At 38.2% G+C, this 25,773-nt stretch carries 16 protein-coding genes; all 16 read right to left on the minus strand.

What is annotated here, in order from left to right; translation table 11 throughout:
• Positions 1 to 73: 73 nt before the first annotated feature.
• The 16 genes from AABK40_RS22755 to AABK40_RS22830 all read right to left on the minus strand — a co-directional run bounded on the left by AABK40_RS22755 (position 74) and on the right by AABK40_RS22830 (position 25,704).
• Positions 74 to 1,720 carry a DUF5060 domain-containing protein gene (locus tag AABK40_RS22755; protein WP_338399550.1) on the minus strand — a complete coding sequence of 549 codons (1,647 nt, stop codon included), beginning with the start codon at positions 1,718 to 1,720 and terminating at the stop codon, positions 74 to 76.
• A gap of 56 nt (positions 1,721 to 1,776) precedes the next feature.
• Positions 1,777 to 4,638 carry a glycoside hydrolase family 2 TIM barrel-domain containing protein gene (locus tag AABK40_RS22760; RefSeq protein ID WP_338399551.1) on the minus strand — a complete coding sequence of 954 codons (2,862 nt, stop codon included), beginning with the start codon at positions 4,636 to 4,638 and terminating at the stop codon, positions 1,777 to 1,779.
• A gap of 619 nt (positions 4,639 to 5,257) precedes the next feature.
• Entirely contained in the window at positions 5,258 to 6,943 is a 1,686-nt protein-coding gene (locus AABK40_RS22765) for an AAA family ATPase (RefSeq protein ID WP_338399552.1), read from the minus strand.
• 583 nt (positions 6,944 to 7,526) lie between these two features.
• Complete coding sequence (locus AABK40_RS22770; RefSeq protein WP_338399553.1) at positions 7,527 to 7,964, minus strand: hypothetical protein; 438 nt, start codon at positions 7,962 to 7,964, stop codon at positions 7,527 to 7,529.
• 22 nt (positions 7,965 to 7,986) lie between these two features.
• Entirely contained in the window at positions 7,987 to 8,778 is a 792-nt protein-coding gene (locus AABK40_RS22775) for an RHS repeat domain-containing protein (RefSeq protein WP_338399554.1), read from the minus strand.
• Between the two features lie 314 nt (positions 8,779 to 9,092).
• Positions 9,093 to 10,775 (minus strand): AAA family ATPase, encoded by a 1,683-nt coding sequence (locus AABK40_RS22780; RefSeq protein WP_338399555.1) that lies wholly within the window; start codon positions 10,773 to 10,775, stop codon positions 9,093 to 9,095.
• 482 nt (positions 10,776 to 11,257) lie between these two features.
• On the minus strand, positions 11,258 to 11,638 hold the full coding sequence (locus AABK40_RS22785; protein ID WP_338399556.1) for a hypothetical protein: 381 nt from the start codon (positions 11,636 to 11,638) through the stop codon (positions 11,258 to 11,260).
• 12 nt (positions 11,639 to 11,650) lie between these two features.
• Entirely contained in the window at positions 11,651 to 12,859 is a 1,209-nt protein-coding gene (locus AABK40_RS22790; protein ID WP_338399557.1) for an RHS repeat domain-containing protein, read from the minus strand.
• 9 nt (positions 12,860 to 12,868) lie between these two features.
• Entirely contained in the window at positions 12,869 to 14,551 is a 1,683-nt protein-coding gene (locus AABK40_RS22795; RefSeq protein ID WP_338399558.1) for an AAA family ATPase, read from the minus strand.
• 640 nt (positions 14,552 to 15,191) lie between these two features.
• Positions 15,192 to 15,629, minus strand: a complete 438-nt coding sequence (locus AABK40_RS22800; RefSeq protein ID WP_338399559.1) for a hypothetical protein — start codon at positions 15,627 to 15,629, stop codon at positions 15,192 to 15,194.
• Between the two features lie 2 nt (positions 15,630 to 15,631).
• Positions 15,632 to 16,840, minus strand: a complete 1,209-nt coding sequence (locus AABK40_RS22805) for an RHS repeat domain-containing protein (protein ID WP_338399560.1) — start codon at positions 16,838 to 16,840, stop codon at positions 15,632 to 15,634.
• On the minus strand, positions 16,830 to 18,158 hold the full coding sequence (locus AABK40_RS22810; RefSeq protein ID WP_338399562.1) for an RHS repeat domain-containing protein: 1,329 nt from the start codon (positions 18,156 to 18,158) through the stop codon (positions 16,830 to 16,832). The genes AABK40_RS22805 and AABK40_RS22810 overlap by 11 nt, the downstream gene beginning before the upstream one ends.
• Positions 18,159 to 18,510: 352 nt before the next feature.
• Positions 18,511 to 20,625: a glycoside hydrolase family 97 protein gene (locus AABK40_RS22815; RefSeq protein ID WP_338399563.1), complete on the minus strand. Its 2,115-nt coding sequence runs from the start codon at positions 20,623 to 20,625 to the stop codon at positions 18,511 to 18,513.
• A gap of 170 nt (positions 20,626 to 20,795) precedes the next feature.
• On the minus strand, positions 20,796 to 20,945 hold the full coding sequence (locus tag AABK40_RS22820; protein WP_338399473.1) for a hypothetical protein: 150 nt from the start codon (positions 20,943 to 20,945) through the stop codon (positions 20,796 to 20,798).
• A gap of 231 nt (positions 20,946 to 21,176) precedes the next feature.
• On the minus strand, positions 21,177 to 22,625 hold the full coding sequence (locus AABK40_RS22825) for a RagB/SusD family nutrient uptake outer membrane protein (RefSeq protein ID WP_338399474.1): 1,449 nt from the start codon (positions 22,623 to 22,625) through the stop codon (positions 21,177 to 21,179).
• Positions 22,626 to 22,629: 4 nt separating this feature from the next.
• Entirely contained in the window at positions 22,630 to 25,704 is a 3,075-nt protein-coding gene (locus tag AABK40_RS22830; protein WP_338399475.1) for a SusC/RagA family TonB-linked outer membrane protein, read from the minus strand.
• Positions 25,705 to 25,773: the final 69 nt, after the last annotated feature.

A 25,773-nucleotide genomic window follows, 5' to 3' on the forward strand; every position in this document is an offset into this window, starting at 1 on the left:
CCTTTCAAATACACAAACCCCATTTTCAATAGATAATGAAGATGGGGTTTTGTATGAGCCATAAAATTCGCATTTAGCTATTTTGATCCTGTTCAACAATAAGAACTGCGTCGGCAATGTCTTTCCAAGGACTGTAAAATGGAGCCCTTATATCAGGTAATTGCTTATAAGGAGTGTATTCTCCCGTTAGGGTATTGAACCATCTATATTTTCCTGGCTTGTAGTTTTTATTAAACAGGTATTGCGCTCGTATCATATAAACTTCCTTAGGGACATACATGAGGAATGTTCCCTCTCCATCGGCCATAGAATAACCACTTGAGTTATGACCAGGAGTTGGCTTAAATTTATGCCAGTGATACTTCGTGAATAAATCAGTAAAATATTTAAAGTACTCCAATTTTGGGCGATACCAATTTTCAGGTTGTGCTTCAGGGTCATGAATCATTACATCCCAAGAGAGACCTTGCCAATAATAGGTAGAATATGCCCCAGCAAAAGCACACTGATAATTTCTTTTTAAACAAACCTCTGCATTGGTGTAAACGCCCGTAAATACCTGAAAATGGGCTTCTTCATAACCACCATGTTCGATATTGAAGATTGGCTTATTTTTAAATCTTTTGCGGTCATTTAGCATTTGTGAATACAAGCTATAATCCCATGTTTGCCTTGAAATATAATCAACTGTTTCCGGATGACGCGCACAAAAGCCATAATCGTGAACGCTGACGGTTCTATTGAAATCATTTAGTTTTCTAAAGCGTTCCAATCGTTCAAGTATATATTGATCATCAGCTCTGCCATAGAATAAGGCTTCTTTTGAAATATCCCACATAATATTTGGGAATGCCTGATACCGTTTTACGACATAATCAAAATACATATTGTCAGCCTCGCTATACATCTCAGGCCAGGCAACTAATTTATTCCAGACATATATCATCAAGTGGGAGACCATTTGCCTATCATGCATAAGGTCAATTACACGATCAAACTTTTTGAAAAAATCAATATTCAATGATGAATAATCAGGATTTTCATTATTTCCTAAAAAGGGGAAAATATCGTCTGGGCCACCAAATTCATATTCCGGATGGTTTACTAATTTCTCATCTTTAGCCCATTCACCTTTACCGGATATGTTGTAGGTAAAAACATTCATGATGATTTGATTGAAGCCATTTTCCTTAACAACTTCTAACAAACGGTCTGTTTTGGGCATCCCATTTTCATTGTGGTAATCCAAGGCATGTAACCAATCACACTCGAAAGCCATCAGCATATATGGATCTCCGTTTTCGTAGAAAAAACGATCCGGCCTGGCCTCTGGAATTACCACCGCACCCTTGTATCCTTTCGTATTATTTTTATTTACAATGACTTGTCCGCTACGAGCATTCAGTGCCTTGATCTTGGATTGGGTCGTAAAAGTCCACTGACCTTCTTGCTTTGCTGAAAATCGAATAACCCATTCATTATTTCCATTGTAAAATCCGGGCACTTTTTGGGTCCGTCCGTTAGGAGCAGTAAACAGGGCATCAAAGTTAGTGATGAACGGGTTAATCTTTCCAACTTTGGCTTTGAAAGAAATATCTAAAACCTCCCATTTTTCAATGGTGGGTTGGGCTGATTTGGAATATCGTTGTTTCGTGATATTGGCCTCAGCAAAAAAAGTTATAGTGGTTAAAAACCATAAAAATGAAATTAACTTTTTCATAAAAAAATTTAATCAAATAGGTTTGGTTCATTAATTCTGTAATAGTTATTTATCGATTATAAGTTGGGTTGATCCACAGCATTAACTTGCTCTAAGATCAATCCATTTAACCAAATACTTTGCTCTATATTTTCATTGTAAAAGTCTAAGACTATTGGATCTTTTCCATTGGATACAATATAGTTAACCATAAATAATGGTTTTCTTTCTTGTGCGTCATCATGTTTCATATAGAAAACACCATGGTCATCGGAAATCCTTTGTGAAAGTCCTCGTTCATCCTGTATGTCACAATGGATGATTTTGGGAAGTTTAAATTTCTGTAAGCGAACGTGGTGATAGGTTTCCAATTTGTAGGTGCCCGCCGGTAAGCTGCTTAAGGTCAATGATAGTTTGCCCTTTGTAGCATAGGCAGCGTCAGCCCCCATAAAACTAAGATTACCCAGCATACTTGCTCCACCTGACCAATCTATTTTTGTCGCATCTAAACTTGCTACTGCCTCATTAAAACCTTTAAGTTTAAAGCTTTTGGATTCGGTCCATGCTTCAAATTCATGTTGTACATATTGCTTTTTGCCACCAATATCCACCATTATTCTTGGGTAATCATAGACAGGACGGTACTCATTTTCAATTACATTTGCATCAATATTCTTTGTATTTACGGTGATATGCCCACTTTTTAAACCCTTTCTAAAGGCCTCAACTTTAAACTTACTATCTCCTGCTGTTGCGGCTACATATATGGAGGCAATACCATCAAATACCTCTGCTGGGTTGGTCAGCGCTTTCGGGTCATCGATCAATTTGCCATCACCGGTTAATTTAAAGTTGATACGTTCCGTGTAGTCCGAACACAGATTACCCCATTTATCTTCAATATATGCATGCACTAATTGCATATCTCCATCTCCAAATCCAACATCGTCAGTTTTCTCCAAACGAATTTTATAGGGTTTTTGAGCTTTTGTCCTTTGATCTCTTGCGACAACCACACCATTCTTATAGGCTACGGCTTCCAATTGCCCCGCCTTCCAATCATGGAAAAAGGTGAAAGAAGGATGGTTTAAGTTATTTTTTTGTTCGCTATTATCTGCCGTTTGGGTGGCCATCAATTGCCCATCCTGATACAGTTCTACAACTTGTGCATTACTGAAGACGCGTACTTTTCCATTGTTTGAAGCGCGATGATCCCCAATATGAACCATAGGAGCCGGGGTCAATTCGGACTGATACCAATAATAAACCGGTTTAGGTAAGCGGAATGCCGTCAGGACAGCGTAGTCTGACATTTTCTCTTTGTTTGGTTCGTTATCAGGGCCAAGTCGATTATAATCGGCTCCGAGCCATGCAAAGCAACCTATATTATTTTTTCTTTCCTTATAGCGAGAAATGTGAAATTGGTTCGCTTCACTATTAGGGTGACAACCATGCTCCATCGACATGGCAAAATCACCATCAGGCATTGAAGTCCAACGGTAGTCCATTGTGGCGTAAATGTCGGTAATGCCCGCATTTTTAACGCCATTCCATGCACTACTCGCTGAAGCGGTAAGTCTAAATGGGTCTTCCTCTTTTACCGCATACTGCATCTGAGGCACGGGGCCTCGGTGGTTAATACCCGCACCCCAAAACAAGATCGATGGATGGTTTTTGTGGTTTCGAATCATTCTACGAGTGACCATTTCGAGTTTTTGCCACCATAATTTATCCCCCCAATCAATCCAAGTAGGGGCTTCCTCGTAAACAATCAGCCCTAATTTATCGCAAGCTTCTATGAAGGCATCATCTTGGGTATAATGTGAGGTTCTAACCGCATTCATCCCCGCCTCTTTATACATTTTAGCTTCTTGAATTTGAAGGCTATTGGGGACGGCATCCCCGATTATAGGGAAGTGCTGATGACGATTGACACCGATTAAGAAAAGGGGCTCTCCATTCAGAAGCAACCCTTGTCCAGCAACAAGCTCAAACCAACGGAATCCGAAGCTGTTTTCCACAAAATCTACCGCTTTATTTTCAACATAAATGGTTGAAATTGCTCGATATAAATAGGGTGAATCTGGAGACCATAAATGAAAATCTCGGTCTATTCCAGTAGTCTGATGGAAGGAGGTATTGCTTTTGGCAGGAATGGTTTTTTCATTGCTTAGCTTTTTGAGCACGATCCCTTCGGCATTGACCACCCTGGTTTCCACGGTTACTTTTTGAGCTTTATCCCATTCATTCTTTACATTAGTCTTAATAGTTACTGTTCCACTTCGTTTATTGACCGCAGGGGTTGTAATATGTACGCCTGCATTGATATCCTCCCAATTGAAACCAACATGAACAGGGTCGGTAACGACCAAATATACATCACGATAAATTCCAGCAAATTTCACAAAATCCGAAGCGTCAGGATCTGGAGAGATACTTGGGTCAAAGCTGTTATCTGCTTTGATTGTGATCGTATTCTCGGTACCTCTATTGACAAAATCGGTAATATCAAAGTGGAAAGGGGTGTATCCTCCTAAACTATGTTGGCCGACATGTTGACCGTTAACCCACAAATCAGTTACGTTGTGTACGGCCTCAAATTCCAAAAAGACTTTTTGGTGAGCCTTAGCATTAATAACCATTTTTTTCTGATACCAACCGATATCTCGCAGGTAATTTTTCTGATATCTATTGTCTTTGGTACTGTCCATGCGGAAGGAAGTAAGTCGAAGTCCATGTGGAATGCTTACTTCAGTAGCCTCATCGCTGTTAAAATTGACCTTATTGTAATTCATTTCTGGCGCTCCAAAAACGAATTTCCAGTCGGCATTAACATTGATTTTTTGACGCTCAGTACGATCATATCGAGACGATTGCGCCCATAGGCTTCGAAAACTCAGTAGCGCTGATAGAAAAAGTAGTATTATATATCTCATCATTAAAAAATTTATCGTTTTCAAATTAATGAAAATGCCCACCAGGAAAGGTGAGGAATCCTCTTAATGATGGGGGAGAAAAAATGCATTATCAATGTTTTTTTGCACCACATGCTTATCCTTAATTTCTGCGACCTTTACAAGGTAAAACCCTAAGGTTAAATTTGTATTTTTTGCATGCTCTTCAATTAGAATATCAAGGGGTTATTCCCCTCCAATAGCTATTTGCTTTTGATCGACCAGTTACCCTTTAGGCACCTTTTCTGATTTGGACCCATTACGCCATTTCAAGAAATATCCGAGCTACTTTTGCGCCTCCTCAAAACGGTGCTTCAGATCGTTATGATCCTTAAGTGAGTCGGTATATTTAGAGGTGATGTCCATGACTAAACAAAATCAAAAAAAGCTATTTAAGCTAATTTAAGACTGTTTTTAGATTGATAATGCTTCCTGTTTTTTCGTTTTCTCAAACCGATACCTTCGAGCATCACCATAACCGTTACATGAGATATTTTATAATGGGTAGCCTCATTACTCTGTATTTCAGGAATGCTAATTGTTCACCATTAACGATAACCTTTTGGGGTAAATTGAGGAAGTTGCAGTTGCTTATAACCAGGGGTTAACGATCAAAGGCACAAACCACCTGTTTGCCTTCAAAAGCAACGCCCATACATAAAATTTCCGTATGTCCGTGAGCTTTGATTTCATCGAGATAGTCACGGTCATAGATTTGCTTTAGTGCATCTTCGGCAAGGGATTTCAAATCTCCCTTGTCATCGGCATCTTTCTTCTTGAATTCCAAAATCCAAGCTTTAGGGTTGGTCGTATCTTTTGGGTAAAAATAGATATCTGCACGACCGTAGCCGACTTCCCGATTGGATCGGATGTAGTAATTTTTGTCCAAATGTGCCAGCAAACCCAGCATAAAAGCATGGTAGATCTTTTCTGTGTTGCCCTCTTTTCCAATGTCGAAATAGCTGAAAGATGTTTTTACATATTGTGCCAACGCTTCGGCAAAAGTATTCGCCCTTTGCTCCAATAGCGATTGTATCAGAACAGTGTCTTTGGCTTGGGTGATGCTCGTTCCGATATAATTTTGCAACATATTCTGGAACATACTTTTGATCTCCTGATTCGGGATGCGCAATTCATAGGTATTTAGATCGATGCGATCTTCTGCCGTCAGGTACCCACTAAATAATAACAGACCTAAAACCGTCGTCTTTCGCCCAGCATACAAGTCATTGAAAACTGTGAACTCGTCAATCTGCGCGGCTACCTTTTCGCCTTTCAATAAATCGAAAAGAATATCTTGGGTTGCTTTATCTGCCTTCGGTAAGATCTCTTGTATTAATTCATTGGAAGAAGTATTGACCCAATAAGCCCGTAACCCATCAGGGATGTGAGCAACATAATTCAAAATTGACCATGGATTATAAATCTGCGTCGTGCCACCAAAAGCATAACCATTGTACCAATTCGCAACCTTCTCCCGATCTTCCGTACAGTCCGCATCGTTGAGTAGCCGATCTACTTCCGGCTGCGTCAAACCAAATTTGTCCGAAAACTGACGATTCAAAATCGAGTAGGTCGTAATATTATTCAGGCCTGAGAAAATATTTTCCTTTGCTACTCGCAAGATGCCCGTAATGATCCCTTTGGTCAAATGCTCATTGTCCTTAAAACCAGCCGAAAGGAAATTCCGCATGAAATTGAGCATCTCAGGTAAATACCCGTGGGTATGGGCGGCATGAATCGGAGCGTCGTATTCGTCGATTAAAAGGATGGGTGCGGTGCCGTGGTGTTTATTTAGAATAGCTCCTAACGTTTTCAAGGTCTTTTCTAAATCTGATTGGCTGGCATTAAAGTCGAATAAGCGATTTAAAAATCGTTTTTCACTACGCACCAAGCCTTCTATTTTTTCGATATAAGGGTAGTTGTTTTCAATTATGCCAACGAGAAAGTCCAAGAATTTTTCTAAGAACTCCTCCATAGAAGTACATTTCAATTCCTTAAACGTCAAAAAAATCACAGGGTATTTTCCCTGGTGTTCCCATGCAGGAGAATTTTCAATCGCTAAACCTTTAAAAAGCTTTCTATTTTCCTCGACATGATCAATATCGAAGAAATATTTCAGCATGCTCATGTTGAGGGTTTTACCAAATCGGCGAGGGCGTGGAAATAGTGCGGATTTAACTTTATTACCGACCATTAATTCTTCGATGAATAACGTCTTATCGATATAATAAGCGTCTGTCTCGATGATCTCCTTGAAATCTGATGTGCCGATGGCTAATGCTTTCATAATGCGCTTTAGGTTTTCCTGGTGCAATATAAGGATTTTAGATCAAATCATGTGTCTGTACCAAGTCAAGTGATATTCACCTAATCCCTAACTGAAATCGAATAGGTACGGGTACCCAAAGCCCGATAATGCCAGTTTCCTCCAAAAACTTCTACTTTCAATTTCTGAAATGCACCATCCGAAGATTTAGGCAAACTACCCACATGGTCCTATTTATTACTTTCATTCAGACCACTGCCGAACATGATATTCCGACCGACATAAGGCCGCCCGAAGCTGTTCATAGCCGTGAAAATGAATAAGAGTAAAAATAGTGTTTTGTATTTCATGATTGATGTTTTTGTGATAAGTATAAAAATAAACAGATCATGGAGAGTGTCCATGATCTGTTGTAGTGTTTTGAATGGTATTATACGCCTCGAACTTGGTTTACTACCAATTTTGAAATTTCCCGTGGGATCGTGGCGACTTCTTGAATTGTAATCTAAAAACACTAAACTTAGTAAAGTACAATTGCTTTCAATGTATACCTGATGAAAAAGTGAACGAAAACTGCCAAGTTATTTCAGGATAAGACACAAGGTCACTTCCTTGAAAATAATAAGCTAATAATTACCGCCATTTCATGTTTTTCAATATCTTCTTTAATTGCAAATGAGCCATTATTTAGATTAACAACAGCAATGATCCCCTCCGATTTTTGCAAACAAAATAAGAATTTATTTTGACCTAATAAATTCCCATAAAAAGTATAAAAATCTCCACAATCTGTAGAGTGAAACACTAAATTATTAGCAGAATATGTTTTATTGCCTATAACCATTCTGCAAATTTTGTTATGGATAAAATCAAACTCCATTCCAGGATAAATATCTGATGTATAAAAAGTAGTGTCATTTTTTTTTAGCTTATTACTTGTAACAAAAAACTCCTCTTTATTTGCTAATGTTTGACTCATGGAGCCACCAATAAATAGAGTTCTATCATTTTGACCATAACAATAAGGTAAAGTTATAATCATCAATAACGTTATTATAATTAATCTAATCATCAAATGCATTTATTTCATCTATCAACTCCTTACCCCTTGCTTTCCCTCCACATTGGATATAGACCTTTGCTCGCATATTTTTCAACTCTTTATTTTTTTTCATAATACTATGATGTTGTTTTTCATCCAAATCAACTGTTCCGTCTCTCATAATATCTTTTTGCATTAACTCTAGATGCTGTTTTTCATGTTCAATAGTCATAACCCTACGTGGTCTGATTAAATGCCCATTATAGCGTGGGGCAGGCTTAATCTTGATTTTATGAATTATTCGTTGATCTTTTGATACTTTATTTGTTGCGTTTGAATAACCTTTAATTTCTTCTTTGGTTCCTAATGATTGTGGTTTTCCCTTATCATCTGTGGCATATGCATAGTGTTGACCATGTGTTCCTGGGGCTCCTTTTAAGATATCAAATTCTACTTTAGTGCTAAAAAATTCCCCATCTTCATCTCCATATTTTGCAAAAAAATCTCTCCCACTGTCAGTATTGAATAAATAATGCATTATTAATGCATATGCATTGGAATTATTAATTAAAGCATCTGAAAAGCTTATAGAATCCCCATTCACATCAATAAATTTAATTGGATTATTCGCCCCATACTGATAAGGAGTAAAATCTAAATATTTCTCTGCGAACCTATCTTGGGTATGAAATCTACCAATCCTCGCATCATACATCCTCGCACCATAGTCATACCATCCTGTAATATCCTGCAGTTCCTTGTTGTTATACAGGTATTTATTAACACTTCCAGCATCCCCATTTTGATGAGCCACGAGTCCGAATGGAAATAATCCGTCGATTGCTGTACCACCCCATCTTTATTCAAGACTTGGCGTACGTTCCCTAAATGATCGGTTAGGTTGTAAAAATATTTACCTCCTTTTAAGTCATACTTTCCTTCTCTATGTTGAACAAGTGCTAAGGCTCCATCTTCATAATGGATTCCAGCGACATAATCCGTACTGCCATCAGGATTACTAAATTGTAATTTATTCCCCGCAGCATCATAAAGATAGGTAATTTCCTCACCATTAATGATAACCTTTTGGGGTAAATTGAGGAAGTTGCAGTTGCTCATAATCAGGGATTAACGATCAAAAGCACAAACCACCTGTTTACCTTCAAAAGCAACGCCCATACACAAAATTTCAGTATGCCCGTGGGCTTTGATTTCATCGAGATAATCACGGTCATAGATTTGCTTTAGTGCATCTTCGGCAAGGGATTTCAAATCTCCCTTGTCATCGGCATCTTTCTTCTTGAATTCCAAAATCCAAGCTTTAGGGTTGGTCGTATCTTTTGGGTAAAAATAGATATCTGCACGACCGTAGCCGACTTCCCGATTGGATCGGATGTAGTAATTTTTGTCCAAATGTGCCAGCAAACCCAGCATAAAAGCATGGTAGATCTTTTCTGTGTTGCCCTCTTTTCCAATGTCGAAATAGCTGAAAGATGTTTTTACATATTGTGCCAACGCTTCGGCAAAAGTATTCGCCCTTTGCTCCAATAGCGATTGTATCAGAACAGTGTCTTTGGCTTGGGTGATGCTCGTTCCGATATAATTTTGCAACATATTCTGGAACATACTTTTGATCTCCTGATTCGGGATGCGCAATTCATAGGTATTTAGATCGATGCGATCTTCTGCCGTCAGGTACCCACTAAATAATAACAGACCTAAAACCGTCGTCTTTCGCCCAGCATATAAGTCATTGAAAACCGTAAACTCGTCAATCTGCGCGGCTACCTTTTCGCCTTTCAATAAATCGAAAAGAATATCTTGGGTTGCTTTATCTGCCTTCGGTAAGATCTCTTGTATTAATTCATTGGAAGAAGTATTGACCCAATAAGCCCGTAACCCATCAGGGATGTGAGCAACATAATTCAAAATTGACCATGGATTATAAATCTGCGTGGTGCCGCCAAAAGCATAACCATTGTACCAATTCGCAACCTTCTCCCGATCTTCCGTAAAGTCTGCATCGGTGAGTAACTGATCTACTTCCGCCTGCGTCAGACCAAATTTGTCCGAAAACTGACGATTCAAAATCGAATAAGTCGTAATATTATTCAATCCAGAAAAAATATTCTCCTTTGCTACTCGCAAGATGCCCGTAATGATCCCTTTGGTCAAATGCTCATTGTCCTTAAAGCCTGCCGAAAGAAAATTGCGCATGAAATTGAGCATTTCAGGTAAATACCCGTGGGTATGGGCGGCATGAATCGGAGCGTCGTATTCGTCGATTAAAAGGATGGGGGCGGTGCCATGATGTTTCTTCAAAAATTCACCAAAATAACGCAGAAATCTCTGAATTTGAATCCGTTTCGCTTCCCACTGAATGATCTTTTTAAGGTAGTCTTTATCAAATTCATCCAATTTATCAGAAGAAAGCATATAGCCGAAATTGGATTTTACATAATTAGAAAGCTGATCTTGAATGCTTTCCATAGCTCCATCAAAACTCTTCTCCTTCCAATCCTTAAACGTCAAAAAAATCACGGGATACTTCCCTTGGTGTCCCCATGCAGGAGAGTTTTCGATGGCTAAACCTTTAAAAAGCTTTTTGTTTTCTTCGGCATGGTCAATATCGAAAAAATATTTCAGCATGCTCATGTTGAGCGTTTTACCAAATCGGCGAGGACGTGGGAATAGTAAGGCTTGACTTTTTCCCTCCATTAGTTCTTCGATGAACAATGACTTATCGATATAATAACAGTCCTCTAATCGGATCTTTCTAAAATCTGATGTGCCGATGGCTAATGCTTTCATAATGCGCTTTAGGTTTTACTTGTGCAATATAAGGATTTTAGATCAAATCATGTGTATGCATTAGCATGGGTATGGTTCTCCTAATCCCTAACCGAAATCGAATAGCTTCGCCTACCCAAAGCCCGATAATGCCAATTTCCTCCAAAAACCTCTACCTTCAATTTCTGAAATGCAGCCTCAGAAGATTTAGCCAAACTACCTACATGGTCCTATTTATTACTTTCATTCAGGCCACTACCGAACATGATATTCCGACCGACATAAGGCCGCCCGAAGCTATTCATAGCCGTGAAAATGAATAAGAGCAAAAAGAGTGTTTTGTATTTCATGATTGATGTTTTTGTGATCAATATAAAAATAAGCAGATCATGGTTAGTGTCCATGATCTGTTGTGGTGTTTTGAATAGTGAATGCCTCGAACTTGTTACCTTCAGTTTTGAAATTCCAAACTTAGCGTTGCTGAGAGGCCTATTTTATACACTCTAATTATTAAATGAAGCTATAGTATCTAAAGGCGTTCCCTCAGGGAAGGAAAACTGTAATTTTATGGTATCCCTATTTCTTATCAAATAACAATAGATACTATTTTTTCTTTTATATATGAAATCTCCTTCTTGTATAGTTTCAAAAAATTCGTTTGGGTTGTTTGGTAAAGCAATCATCAACTTACTTGAATCATTCACAACACTAAACCTCGCAATATTATGTTCAGTTGATAATTGTTTTTTATCTTCTATTTTCCCTTTGAAGCTTAATGAATAAAAATATTCATTTTTAACATATGGATTCTCAAAATTTTCTTGTATGAAGAAAAATAATACATATGCTAAAACTAACAAAATTGATATTGATTTTTTTGACATACTATATATTTTTTAAAAAAACCTTGTAACACCAAATGTATATGCTCCTGATACTGGAAAGGATAATTCATCAAAACCACCAAGTAATGGAATACCTACATCCGTAGCTCTATAAGTAGCCCCAACTTTTCTAGGATTAGTGGCATGATAGAATTTTAACATATTCCTACGATTTTCTTTTGGAGTATTCCAAGATTTAGCAAATGATAAATCCGAAAGATATTCTGAGCCTAGAAAATAGCCAGCACCTTCACCCTCCCAATCATTTACTTCAAACGGTCTATTTCTGTATAAACTTGATACTTCCGATGCGGAAAAGCTAATTCCTATATCAAATCCAAATCCGCCATTAATATTCCAAAACCAATTACTATTACCGTATCCATCATAAACTTTACCTACTGAAAACTCAGCTCCTACCCCCGCAATAAATGAACCACCAAATGACCAAGAGTCTCCACTACTATGCTTATGGCTTGTTCCTCTGTCTGTCATTTGATAAGCTATTTGAGTCATTTTACCATCATTAGAAACAAATCGAAATGCTTCATCTCCTTTATTTCCGCCTTCATAAGTATCCACGATAAGCTCAAAACCATCATTATGATTCTGTTGAGCCTGAAGTGCTCTAAATAAAGCTTGAGCTTCCTCTTCACTATCCGATTTTATACTACCATCTTTTTCCACAGTCCACATCCCATTTGGGTCAGTATAGTTTATCGGATTGTTATAAACATAATGATATGGTGTTTGACTAAACGAAAGCCCAACAAACGGATCCACCACATGCCATCTACCAATCTGCACATCATACATCCTCGCACCATAGTCGTACCAACCTGTATGATCCTGCAACTCCTTGTTGTTATATAGGTACTTATTGTTTCCAACCGTACCACCATTTTGATGAGCCACCAATCCAAACGGATAATAATCCGTGGATTGTTGCACCGCTCCATCTTTATTCAAGACTTGGCGTACGTTCCCCAAATGATCGGTTAGGTTGTAGAAATATTTACCTCCTTTTAAGTCATACTTTCCTTCTCTATGTTGAACAAATGCTAAGGCTCCATCTTCATAATGGATTCCAGCAATATAATCCGTACTACCACCGGGATTACTAAATTGTAACTTATTCCCCGCCGCATCATAAAGATAGGTAATTTCCTCACCATTAATGATAACCTTTTGGGGTAAATTGAGGAAGTTGCAGTCGCTCATAATCAGGGATTAACGATCAAAAGCACAAACCACCTGTTTACCTTCAAAAGCAACGCCCATACATAAAATTTCCGTATGTCCGTGGGCTTTGATTTCATCGAGATAGTCACGGTCATAGATTTGCTTTAGTGCATCTTCGGCAAGGGATTTCAAATCTCCCTTGTCATCGGCATCTTTCTTCTTGAATTCCAAAATCCAAGCTTTAGGGTTGGTCGTATCTTTTGGGTAAAAATAGATATCTGCACGACCGTAGCCGACTTCCCGATTGGATCGGATGTAGTAATTTTTGTCCAAATGTGCCAGCAAACCCAGCATAAAAGCATGGTAGATCTTTTCTGTGTTGCCCTCTTTTCCAATGTCGAAATAGCTGAAAGATGTTTTTACATATTGTGCCAACGCTTCGGCAAAAGTATTCGCCCTTTGCTCCAATAGCGATTGTATCAGAACAGTGTCTTTGGCTTGGGTGATGCTCGTTCCGATATAATTTTGCAACATATTCTGGAACATACTTTTGATCTCCTGATTCGGGATGCGCAATTCATAGGTATTTAGATCGATGCGATCTTCTGCCGTCAGGTACCCACTAAATAATAACAGACCTAAAACCGTCGTCTTTCGCCCAGCATATAAGTCATTGAAAACCGTAAACTCGTCAATCTGCGCGGCTACCTTTTCGCCTTTCAATAAATCGAAAAGAATATCTTGGGTTGCTTTATCTGCCTTCGGTAAGATCTCTTGTATTAATTCATTGGAAGAAGTATTGACCCAATAAGCCCGTAACCCATCAGGGATGTGAGCAACATAATTCAAAATTGACCATGGATTATAAATCTGCGTGGTGCCGCCAAAAGCATAACCATTGTACCAATTCGCAACCTTCTCCCGATCTTCCGTAAAGTCTGCATCGGTGAGTAACTGATCTACTTCCGCCTGCGTCAGACCAAATTTGTCCGAAAACTGACGATTCAAAATCGAGTAGGTCGTAATATTATTCAGGCCTGAGAAAATATTTTCCTTTGCTACTCGCAAGATGCCCGTAATGATCCCTTTGGTCAAATGCTCATTGTCCTTAAAGCCTGCCGAAAGAAAATTGCGCATGAAATTGAGCATCTCAGGTAAATACCCGTGGGTATGGGCGGCATGAATCGGAGCGTCGTATTCGTCGATCAAGAGGATTGGGGCGGTACCGTGGTATTTTTTTAATGCGCTGGCGGTATGTTTCAAAAAAGCGGATAAGGAAGTTTCGTCGGCTTCTTCGTTATAAACCTTATTTAAGTATTTTTTTTCTCGAGGTGAAAGTCCTTCAAAATCCAATAAATAGGGAAAATTTTGATCTATAAGATCAGCTAATATCCCCCCCAAACGACTCATCATTTGACTAAAAGTCGGCAACTTCCAATCCTTAAACGTCAAAAAAATCACGGGGTATTTTCCCTGGTGTTCCCATGCAGGAGAATTTTCAATCGCTAAACCTTTAAAAAGCTTTCTATTTTCCTCGACATGATCAATATCGAAAAAATATTTCAGCATGCTCATGTTGAGCGTTTTACCAAATCGGCGAGGACGTGGGAATAGTAAGGCTTGACTTTTTCCCTCCATTAGTTCTTCGATGAACAATGACTTATCGATATAATAACAGTCCTCTAATCGGATCTTTCTAAAATCTGATGTGCCGATGGCTAATGCTTTCATAATGCGCTTTAGGTTTTACTTGTGCAATATAAGGATTTTAGATCAAATCATGCGTATGCATTAGCATGGGTATGGTTCTCCTAATCCCTAACCCAAATCAAATAGTTACGGGTACCCAAAGCCCGATAATGCCAGTTTCCTCCAAAAACCTCTACCTTCAATTTCTGAAATGCACCATCCGAAGATTTAGCCAAACTACCCATATGGTCCTATTTATTACTTTCATTCAGACCACTACCAAACATGATATTCCGACCGACATAAGGCCGCCCGAAGCTGTTCATAGCCGTGAAAATGAATAAGAGCAAAATGAGCGTTTTGTATTTCATAGTTGATATTTTTGTGATAAGTATAAAAATAAACAGATCATGGGTGATGTCCATGATCTGTTGTGGTGTTTTGAATGGTATTATATGCCTCGAACTTGGTTTACCACCAATTTTGAAATTTCCCGTGGTTACTTGGTGTCAACTCGAAATGCATTCTAAAACATATACTTGGCATAGTACAAAATTTAGAAAGTGCAATCAGATGAAAAAGTCGCTATAAGGTGCCAAGTTATTTCAGAACAAGACAAAAATTATCAAAAAATGGCTCGTTATACACAGTTTTTAGGGTAACACATAAACTTATACTTAATTTAATCATATTTACATTGAGGGCAATACCTGTACACTAACTGTTTAGGGATATTTAAGTCTGAATAATTTAAACCATAGTCACTATCCAACACTCTATAGTAAGAAACAGTATCTATTTTACTTTCTAGATTGTCCATAAGCCATTGATGTAGCTCTAATTGTTCGGAAATAGGTAAATAATGTATCATTATAACTCTATCCACAATTGATATTGATTTAATGTATGCAGCTTCCTTATAATATTTTAATGCTTCTATTTTATTTTCTTCCCAAAACTCCTCAATAAATGGCTCATCTAAATTAGTCTGATTGAAATTAGAGTCATTCACAAACAATAAAGTTTTATATATAAATATTGAATCTTGTTTATTAACTGTTCTTTGAGCTAAAACATCGTTGCAAAATACTACAATCAGGAAAATTATTACATACTTCATATCTATTGATTTAAAAATTCACGACTATATGGTACTCCATATTTTATTCCTATCCTTAAAGATTGTCCTCCTTTCTCAAAAGGAACCACAGGTCTTTTTTCTATAATTAGGCGAACAGGCTGACTATCATCAGTAAGATCAGGTATAGCATTAATAATATTAGAAACACCTCCATTTGATCCCGATTTGAATGTTGTTAGACAACCTTGACTGAACCTAGGATCCCATCCATGAAGTGCAATTCCTTTTCTAACTCCATCCTTGCCATTAATAATACGGCTACCATTTTCGTCACCAATATAAAGGTTATATTTACCAGAAGTCGCATCTCCATTTGTTCCTTTTTGAAAAATATAATATTCACCTGGTGGAGCTTCATTATTACTGCCATACCGTTTTTCAGAATGCTTTATTGCTTTCCCTTTCCTCTTCACATAATGGGCATCTCGACCAACATAAGTAGAAAATGATGGATCTGGTAATTCACCGTTTTCCTTTAATTGATTATACTGTTCTAAAGATAAGTTTTCATATACACTTAATTTATAGCCTTGATACGTTTCTTGATTATTTGTTGTTTTCATAAATTGGGTATCTGTCCCTGATATAGTAACAACAGTTGAATCCCCATTCACATCAATAAATTTAATAGGGTTATTTGCTCCATATTGATAAGGAGTAAGGTCTAAATATTTCTCAGCAAACCTATCCTGGGTAAAGAATCTCCCAATCTGCGCATCATACATCCTCGCACCATAGTCATGCCATTCAGTTTCCTCCTGCAATTCTTTGTTATTATATAAATACCTATTCTTTGCAGTAGAGCCACCATGGGCGACTAACCCAAACGGATAATAATCCGTGGATTGTTGCACCGCTCCATCTTTATTCAAGACTTGGCGAACATTCCCTAAATGATCGGTTAGGTTGTAAGAGTATTCAAAATTACTACCATTTTGTTCTCTCTCAACCTTTCCTTCACGAGTCTGAACAAAGCTTAAATCCCCCTTATTATAATGAATGCCAGCAATATAATCAGACATTTCGCCCGCTGAATTCTCCATATTAAGCTTATTACCAAATGCATCATACATGTATTTTATCGATTTCGATTCCTGTTGACCTGTCTCTTTTTCAAAAACAATCTCCAGAGGTAAGTTAAGAAAATTATAGATGATTGTGTCTATCTTACTATTCTTATCAATTGCCATTTTTATCATACCCATAATGCTCTGCCGTCAAATCACTTGAACCTAATTGTTGAAAATCCTTTACAATTTTATCATCATTAAAATCACTGGCATCCTGCACGTTGAGCAACTTGTTCCCTTCATAGTTATATGAAAGAGCATCGATTGGGTTTATATTATGATAATCTGGGTGAAGTCTATTCAACGATTTAATATTCCCGTTCAAATCATAACTCAAATCCGTCACACTATAATTGGGCTTATCAGATGGACTATTCGCCGCAGTCAGCCTATTCAACGCATCATAGCTGAAATTGTAGGCTTGTTCATTCCCATTATTAGTCGCTTCAATCGCGGCTATATTCCCATTGTATTGAGGGGTAACATCAGCAGTCAAGCCTTCATAATATTTTATGTCTTGCTTGTACTTGCTTTCACTCTTATGTGCAATCGAGGTGGTCCAACCACGAATGTTCATCATTGTTGAGATACCATTAGCCTCATTTCCATGCCAATGCTTACCAATCTGTTGCCCCAATTGGTTGTATTCATAGGAAACCAAAGTAATCTCAGGTTCATTATTTACCTTGTGCTTCACATGCAAAGGACGTAGTGCATGATCATACTCCGTGGATTCCTTAATCACCACATCAGCTTTTCCTGGAACTTGATGCGTGCGGGTAGTCGCCAAGACCGTTCCCACAAAATCATATTCCGTTTCGATGATGTCCTTTCCACCCAAATGATTCTCACTGATCACCCGTACAGGTCGGTACTTTTCATCATAGAAGGTAGAAGTCGTCAGCCAGTCGCCTAAGTATAGGTTCGTATCCTTCGAAGGATCTAAGATACGGGTTTTGGTGGTGGTGATTTGGCCTTTTACTAGGTCGGTTTCATTTCCTTGCGTTGGTAATACCTCACTATAAACCGATAAAGAACCATATGTAGCAGCGCTAAATTGGAAATCACCTGTAAAAGTTAATGAACCACCAGCTTTCACATAATATTGACTACTCGTAGCCTGAGATGCAGAAGAAAAACTTTGATTTCCTGAAATGCTCTCGTAGTTTCCTGAAGGCGGATTTGTACCAGGCGTTCCCGTAGTCTCAGGCTGAGACAAGGATTCGTTCCCATATTGGTCATAATAGGTAACCGTAAGAAGGTGCTCCTTATTTGGACTGACTGGGTAGGTTTGACTCATTGTATATCCTTCGTCACTACCATCCCTTATTTCGAAACGAGAACTTACCGCATTAATTGAAGTGTTGATACTCTCTATCAATAATTCGTCATTATTAGGATTACCCGATAATTCCTGTAAAGATGTAAATCCTGTCATAATAGGACGATTCAAAGCATCATACTTTGTGTACATCGCCAAATTACTTCCTCTTTGATTACCATCCTGTGTTAATACTAATCGATCGTATTGATTGCTGACTGCGGCAAGCTGACCAGCTCCTTCAACACGATTGAGGAAAGATTGCGCTAAAAGGTTTTGGATGGTCTCAGCAGCAAGTGGGTCTTGGTCAATGGCTATGATTATTTAATTAACCGAAAAATAGCTCTCGTAATTGTCAGCCAGGAACATCCTTTAATAGAAATTTTTGGTACCCAAAACAACGGTATCAGGTGAGTAACCTTGGCTGAAATTGGCCCAATTTATCAGATTGAAAAATATAAGTATCTGCTTACTTTGCATTTTCAATTGCCTTAAATTGAATCGCCTGCCCTCCTCCTGCAGCCAATTTGATGTTTAACTGATCAGCAGCAGTCACTTCTTTCTTAATGACATCTACCTTATATGGCTTTGTTTTCCAATCATTATTTTCTCCATCGGCATAAATCGTTGCCTGGTACTTTATCCCCTTTGTAAGGAAATCTAAATTAATTGTTAAGTTGCGAGCGTTTTCGTCGGTAATACTGCCTAAATACCAATCATTTGTTCCCCGTTCTTTTCTCACCATTGTGAGATAATCACCAATTTTTGCATGAAGTACTTTTGATTCTGACCAATTGGTCGCTACATCCTTGATAAACTGAAAGGCTTCCAGATCTCTTTCATAAAATTTAGGCAGATCCGCAGCCATCGGAATTGGACTATACATTGTAATAAAATAGGCCAACTGTTTGGCAACAGTTGATCTAATCCTGGGCTCAAATTTTGCCCATGATATTTCCGGTAACATCACTTCAAAGTAACCAACTGTATAATCAATTGGCCCACCCAAAATGCGAGTAAACGGAAGAATAACGCCATGCTCTGGAGAATTTCCTTTACTCCAGGCATTATACTCCCCACCTCGAACGCCTTCACGCGCCAATAAATTAGGGTAAGTACGTTGCTCTCCCGTAAATTTGATAGGTTCATGGTTAATAATCATGATTTTATTCTTTGCGGCTGTTTGAATCATTTTACGATAATGACGCACCATATACTGCCCGTGATGATGTTGTGCATAACTACCTGGCACAGTAGAATTGTAATTCACATCGCCCGTATATCCAACTTTAATCACCCTAATGCCTTTATTGTAAGCGTCTCGATAAAGCTGATCCATTTTAGGCTCATAATGATCAACGTCGGAAATAGTTTCATGGTAAGCCATCATTCGTACTCCTTTTCCAGCAGCATATTTGGTGACCTCATCCAGGTCAAAATCAGTAGCTGGTGTCTCCCAATCAAAAATACCATAACCTTTCCAGTCTGGCTCCATATCATCCCATCCTTTAGTCCACCCCTCGATCAATACATCTTTAATACCATGCTTTGCCGCAAAATCAATATAATACTTGGCGTTCTTGGTCGTCGCTCCATGTGGCCTGCTCGCTGGTAATTTTTTCCCAAATTGCCTCTTTTCTGCCCATGATGAGCGCCCGGTGTGCATTTCCCACCAAAGGCCAATGTACTTTGAGGTATGAATCCAATCTGAATTCTTTATTGCAGAAGGTGGGTTTAAGTTCAAGATCATGGTTGACTCTATTAAATCCCCTGCTTTCTCTGCAATTTGAATTGTACGCCAAGGCGTATGCATAGGAGCCTTTGTTCGTACTAAATCACCATTTCTCCAAGGGGTTAATTTGGCTTTTAATTTTATTCCATCATGTGTATTCAACAGGTTCATTCCTGCATAGTCCACCAAATTAGCCTCATGAATACTGATCAATAAATCATCAGCGATTTCCATCGTTAATGGTGTATTACACATATCTGCACGCTCCTCTTTACCTACTCGACGTTCGAAATTCACGGTATCACCAATCTGGGATATTGGGGAGTGGTAATAAACTTTTTCATAATTATCATAATCAGCAAAATTCCACCATGCTTTGTAATCCCCGGCAAAATCAAAACTTGTCAACTCATCCATTATCGTGAACTTATTCAATTTTTCTTGAGATGGAAATTCATAACGAAAAGCTACCCCATCATTATAGGCTCTGCCGCTTATATTCAAAAGAATGCCTGTTTTTTTTTGCCTTAATTTAATCGTTACCTGCCGATAATGATCTTGTACCGTCTCCCGCTCACCCCAAATTGTTTTCCACTTACTATTGTCTTCTTCTTGAGTCGTTTTTACCACCTCAAAGCCATCCTTCAACGAATATTTTTTTAGCTGAAACCCGAGTACTGATGGCTTGATGACCTGCTTGCCCTTATGTGATATGGAATAAAACAAAGCTCCTTGTTCATTTATACTAAATGAAATTTCATTTTTTGCATCAGGGGAATTGACCTTAGTATCATAAGATTTACCACCACAGGCTGAGGCTAAAAGAAAAAAAATAAACAAAAATGATCTCATGTTAAAATATATCAATGCTAAAAAATAAGCCTTTCCCCACAATTGAGGAAGCAAAGGATTTAAAGCCTAAATTTAGCTTTTCTGCACGCAGTAATGGTCAAAATTAATTTACAATAAGGGGGGGATTTTATTTTAGTTTGTTGAAAGACCTTAAAATCTGTGTGCCCAATTTAGGCAGCTATTTGAAAGCCATTGCTCACTTTTTGCACCACTTCCTTCTTATTAATTTCTGCGACCTTTACAGTATCAAATCCTAAAATTAGCCCAACGATTTTAATTTGTAAATTTTCGATAGGCAAGCTATTGATGAGCAGTTTCATGATACCAAATCACAGCGTTGTTGGATGCATAAAGTGTGGAATATCTGCCAAGAAAAAGCAGCGCAGCTTCGAGGATATCCGATACGCTCATTGGTCTTGTAGTTCGAGAGATATGGGTTACTTTTATCGCCCCAAAAATTCACAAAAACAAACCCCATTCTCGTAGTTAACAAAAATGGGGTTCAATATTTATTTGGAATGTATCTTTTAATTTAGGTCAGGTATTTGAAACTAATATCCTGGGTTTTGCACTAATAATCCATTGGAAATTTGAACATCCTTATTTGGTAAAGGCCTCAATTCACTGACCCCTTCAATAAAACCCTTATCTTTTAGAACCTTGGCTGCTCGACCGGTTCGAACTAAGTCCCAAAATCTTATCCCCTCACCAGCTAATTCGACCCGCCTTTCATGATATATTTTAGTTAACAAAGAGTTTCCTGTTTCCGTAATATCAGGCAGAACATTATTATTTCCTCCTCGGGCTCTTTTCCTGACTTTATTGACATATTCTCGAGCTTTGTCCTCATTAGCTAAATGGTATTCGGCTTCAGCATACAGTAAATAAATATCGGCTAAACGTACTAAACGAGTATTGACACCTCCGTGACTAACACCATTAACAGGCCATGGATAATCAGAATATGGAGCACATGAATATTTTCGATTATACAAATTGGTTCCGTAATCATTACTAACAAACTCGTAAATACTCAAATCTTTTCGAGGATCTCCTTGCTCATAACTATTGGCCAACTCCGTAGTAACTTGACAAAAGCCCGCACCATTTTGAGTTCTCGGGGTAAAGCTTACCGCAGTCCAAGAACCTGGATTTCTACTTCCCCATCCAGCAATACTATTTTCACCATAGTTTACTTCAAAAATAGATTCTTTACAATGCTCTCCAGTAGGTTGAAAAATATCCCCATAGTTAGAAACCAGCTCATATTCATTCAGATTAAACAACCTATTACAGTCTTTAACTACCTGAGCCCAGTCTTGCTTCATTGCATTTAGCTTGATTAAATAGGCGATAGCTGCTCCCTTTGTGGCTCGTCCTAATTCCTTATCTTGATTATACTCTGATTTTTTTGGTAACAGGCTGGCCGCTATTTCCAAATCATGCTCAATAAAGGCCTCGATTTCAGCTTGAGTTGATCTACTTAAATTATATTCACCCGGTTTCAGTGCCTTTTCAATTTTTACAACACCTCCAAATTGAACCATTAATTCAAAGTAAAAATAAGCTCTTAGAAAATGGGCTTCTCCTAAAATCCTACTTTTTAGATCTTCATCCATGGCTATATTCGGGATATTGTCCAAGACTTTATTAACCCTAAAAATTCCCTGATAGGCATTCTTCCACCGATTTGCTATGATTGTATTGGATGAGGTAATTCGGAAGAGTGAGAACTCCGTTAACGCACTTTGATCTCCAGCATGCCCTCCCCCTTTAAACACATCATCAGAGGAACAATCCAATGAAGCCATGTTTGAATCAAAAGCATCTTGTAACCAAGATAAGGGAGTGTAAGCTGCGTCAATCGCTAAAATGGCATCAGCCTGTGTCTTATAGAACTCATCCTCCAAAGCAACGCCCCAGGGTTTTTGATTTAATGCCTCAGTACAACTTACCAGTATCAAACCTATTAAAACGATATATAAATTGATGATTTTCATTTTCTTAAAAAGTTACATTTAATCCTAAAGAAATAATTCGAGCTTGAGGATAAACTCCTCGATCAATACCATAAGCGAGTTGATCAATAGGTTCTTTTCCAATTTCAGGATCCATGCCTGTGTACTTGGTAATAGTAAATAAATTCTGACCACTAACCGATAAGCGAATGTTTTGAAGGTTTAACCTATCTGTAACGGTGGAAGGAATATTATATCCAACTTCTAAGTTCCTCAACCTTAGGAAGGATGCATCCTCCAAAAAATAATCAGAAGCCCTAAGATTGGTTTCTGCATCTCTTTCTGTTAATCTCGGGATAGTATTACTGGTACCTTCTCCATGCCATGAATTCATTAAATTAGGGTTCATATTCCAAACCCCTGAACGATCTGAATAATATCTCATACCATTAAATACCTTGTTTCCATGCACACCTTGAAAGAATGCTGTGATATCAAAGTTACCATAGGTCGCATTGAGGTTAAATCCATAGGTCAATTTTGGAAGAGCAGGTCCACAATAATCTCTGTCATTATCATCTATTTGCCCATTGCCATCTGTATCAACAAATCGGATATCTCCCGGCTTGGCGTCCGGTTGAGCACTTTCCCGAATCTCCTCTTCATTTTGAAATATTCCGTCCGTCTTTAACAAGTAGAACTCACTCATCTGCCTACCAGCTTGTGTTCTGGTTAAAAGAGGAAAACCTCTAAACTGGCCATCATCAACAAATCCATTTTCAGTACCCCAATCAATCATTTTATTTCTTAGTAAAGAGAAATTTCCCCCCACGTTGAAGGAGAATTTTTCACTTACCTGGTGTTTATAAGTACCTGTAAATTCCCACCCCCAGTTTTTTAATTCACCACCATTGGTCCATGGTGCTGTTTGAATTCCTGAATAATCTGGTATTGGAATCTGAAGTAGCATATCTGTAGTGGTTTTATCATAATATTCCACGCCTAATGTGATCTTATCTTGAAGCAGGCCCAGCTCTACACCAACGTTGGATGTTACGGATGCCTCCCATTTTAAATTAGGGTTACCTAACATTAAAGGAGCAGCTCCTGTATGCAAGTGATTACCTGATCCAAAAAAGTAGTATTGGCCACCACTAATCTGACTGTAATACATATAATTGCCAAAATTCTGACTACCGATTTTACCATACCCTGCCGTTAACTTAGTATGTGTAATAATGCTGTTTTTTGGCCAAAAATCTTCATTATGCAAATTCCAACCCATTGCAACTGATGGGAAAATCCCCCAACGATTATCCGCGCCAAATTTAGACGATCCATCCATTCTAAGATTGGCTGTTAGGAGGTATCGATCTGCATAATTGTAGTTTACCCTACCAAAAAAAGATAGTAAGGCACTCTCATATAAATTATCGTTTACGGTTGCGGTACTGATATCCCCTGCTGAGAATGAGGGCTTTGAGATGTTATCAGGAATACCCATTATCCCACTTTGAATTGCACTGTATTTTTCTGTTTGAAACTCCTGCCCCACCAAGGTGGTAAAATTATGATTCCCATAACTCAAGATATAATTTAGCGTATTCGTCCAAGTTTGGGAAAACTGACGTCCGTTGGTTATATTCAAGGAAGAGTTATTTGTAAATTGAAGGGGGGATACCTCATATTTAGGGGTGAAATTTCTATATTCATTTGAGGCAGCCACAAGACCATAGTTGGTACGAAAAGTAATGTTATCATTTATTTTCCAATCTGCATAAATATTTCCCTGAACACTAAATAGCTTGTTATATTCGTTGTGATAATCTACACGAGCAACCGGATTCTCATAATTCCCACCCAATTTTGTATAACCGTATTTACTCGATGGATTATTTGGATCGTAAACTGGAGTGATGGGTTCATGGCCTAATGCATTGGTAAGGATTTTTTGTTTGCTAACATTGCCCATCCCCCACTCAGGAATAATATTTCGTTTACTATTACTAATATTAATGTTATGTCCTATCGTCAAAACTTTATTTAAATGATAGCTATTATTTAATCTGAAAGTCAAACGGCTGAAATCGGTTCCATTCATGATCCCTTCCTGGAGCATTTCATTTATAGACATATAATACGTAACCTTCTCACTACCACCAGATACTGAGAATTGATTATTTCGGATAACCGCATTCCTTGTGACCGCATCAAACCAGTCTGTTCCTTTGCCTAAGCTCGCAGGATCTGCTAATTCAGGCATAGCATGCCAATCCTCATTAGGGTAATTTATTTGATCATTCATGCGGGCTTGATTTCGCAGGTTTGCGTATTGCTCTGCCGTTACAAAATCAATTTTATTACCCGGGGATTGAACCCCTAATCGGCCAGAAAAATTAAAAATAGCCTTTCCTCTCTTACCACCCTTCGTTTTAATAATGATTACGCCATTAGCTCCACGAGAACCATAAATTGCTGTTGCAGATGCGTCTTTCAATACCTCCATAGATTCAACATCCTGCATGTTCAGAGTCGAAATATCTCCGAGAGGAACTCCATCCACAATATACAATGGGTCTGAATTATTTACAGAGCCTATCCCTCTAATATTGACAGAAGCATTTGCTCCTGGGGATCCGGAATTTGAAATAACCATTACTCCTGCTGCCCTTCCCTGTAGTGCTTGATCGATGTTCGGACTCAAGTTCTTTTTTAGCCCTTCGGTTTCAATAGATGAAACAGAGCCTGTTACATCCGATTTTTTCTGGACACCATACCCAATCACAATAAACTCCTCTAAATCAACCACATCCTCTTTCATGATCACATTTATCATGACTTGATCCCCCACCAAAATTTCCTGCGATACTAAGCCAACAAACGAGAAGTTTAAATAATCTTTTGGAGATGCACTTAATTGATAACTACCATTTACGTCAGTAATTGTACCATTTGTCGTCCCCTTCACGGTAATAGAAACACCCGGAATCCCTACTCCGGTGCTATTGGTTACCGTTCCATTAATTAGATTTTGTCCAACGGCAACGTTGGGGTATTGAATAATAAGTAGAAAAAAGAACAAAACCCATTTGCTCTTCTTTAGGAATATAGTCCTATTCATAAAAAATTGTTATTTGATTAAAAAAATGGTTAGGTGATGCATGAAATGTGGATACGCCAAAATAAATAT

Origin of the sequence: Persicobacter psychrovividus (assembly GCF_036492425.1) — a bacterium.
GTDB classification, from domain to species: Bacteria; Bacteroidota; Bacteroidia; order Cytophagales; family Cyclobacteriaceae; genus Persicobacter; species Persicobacter psychrovividus.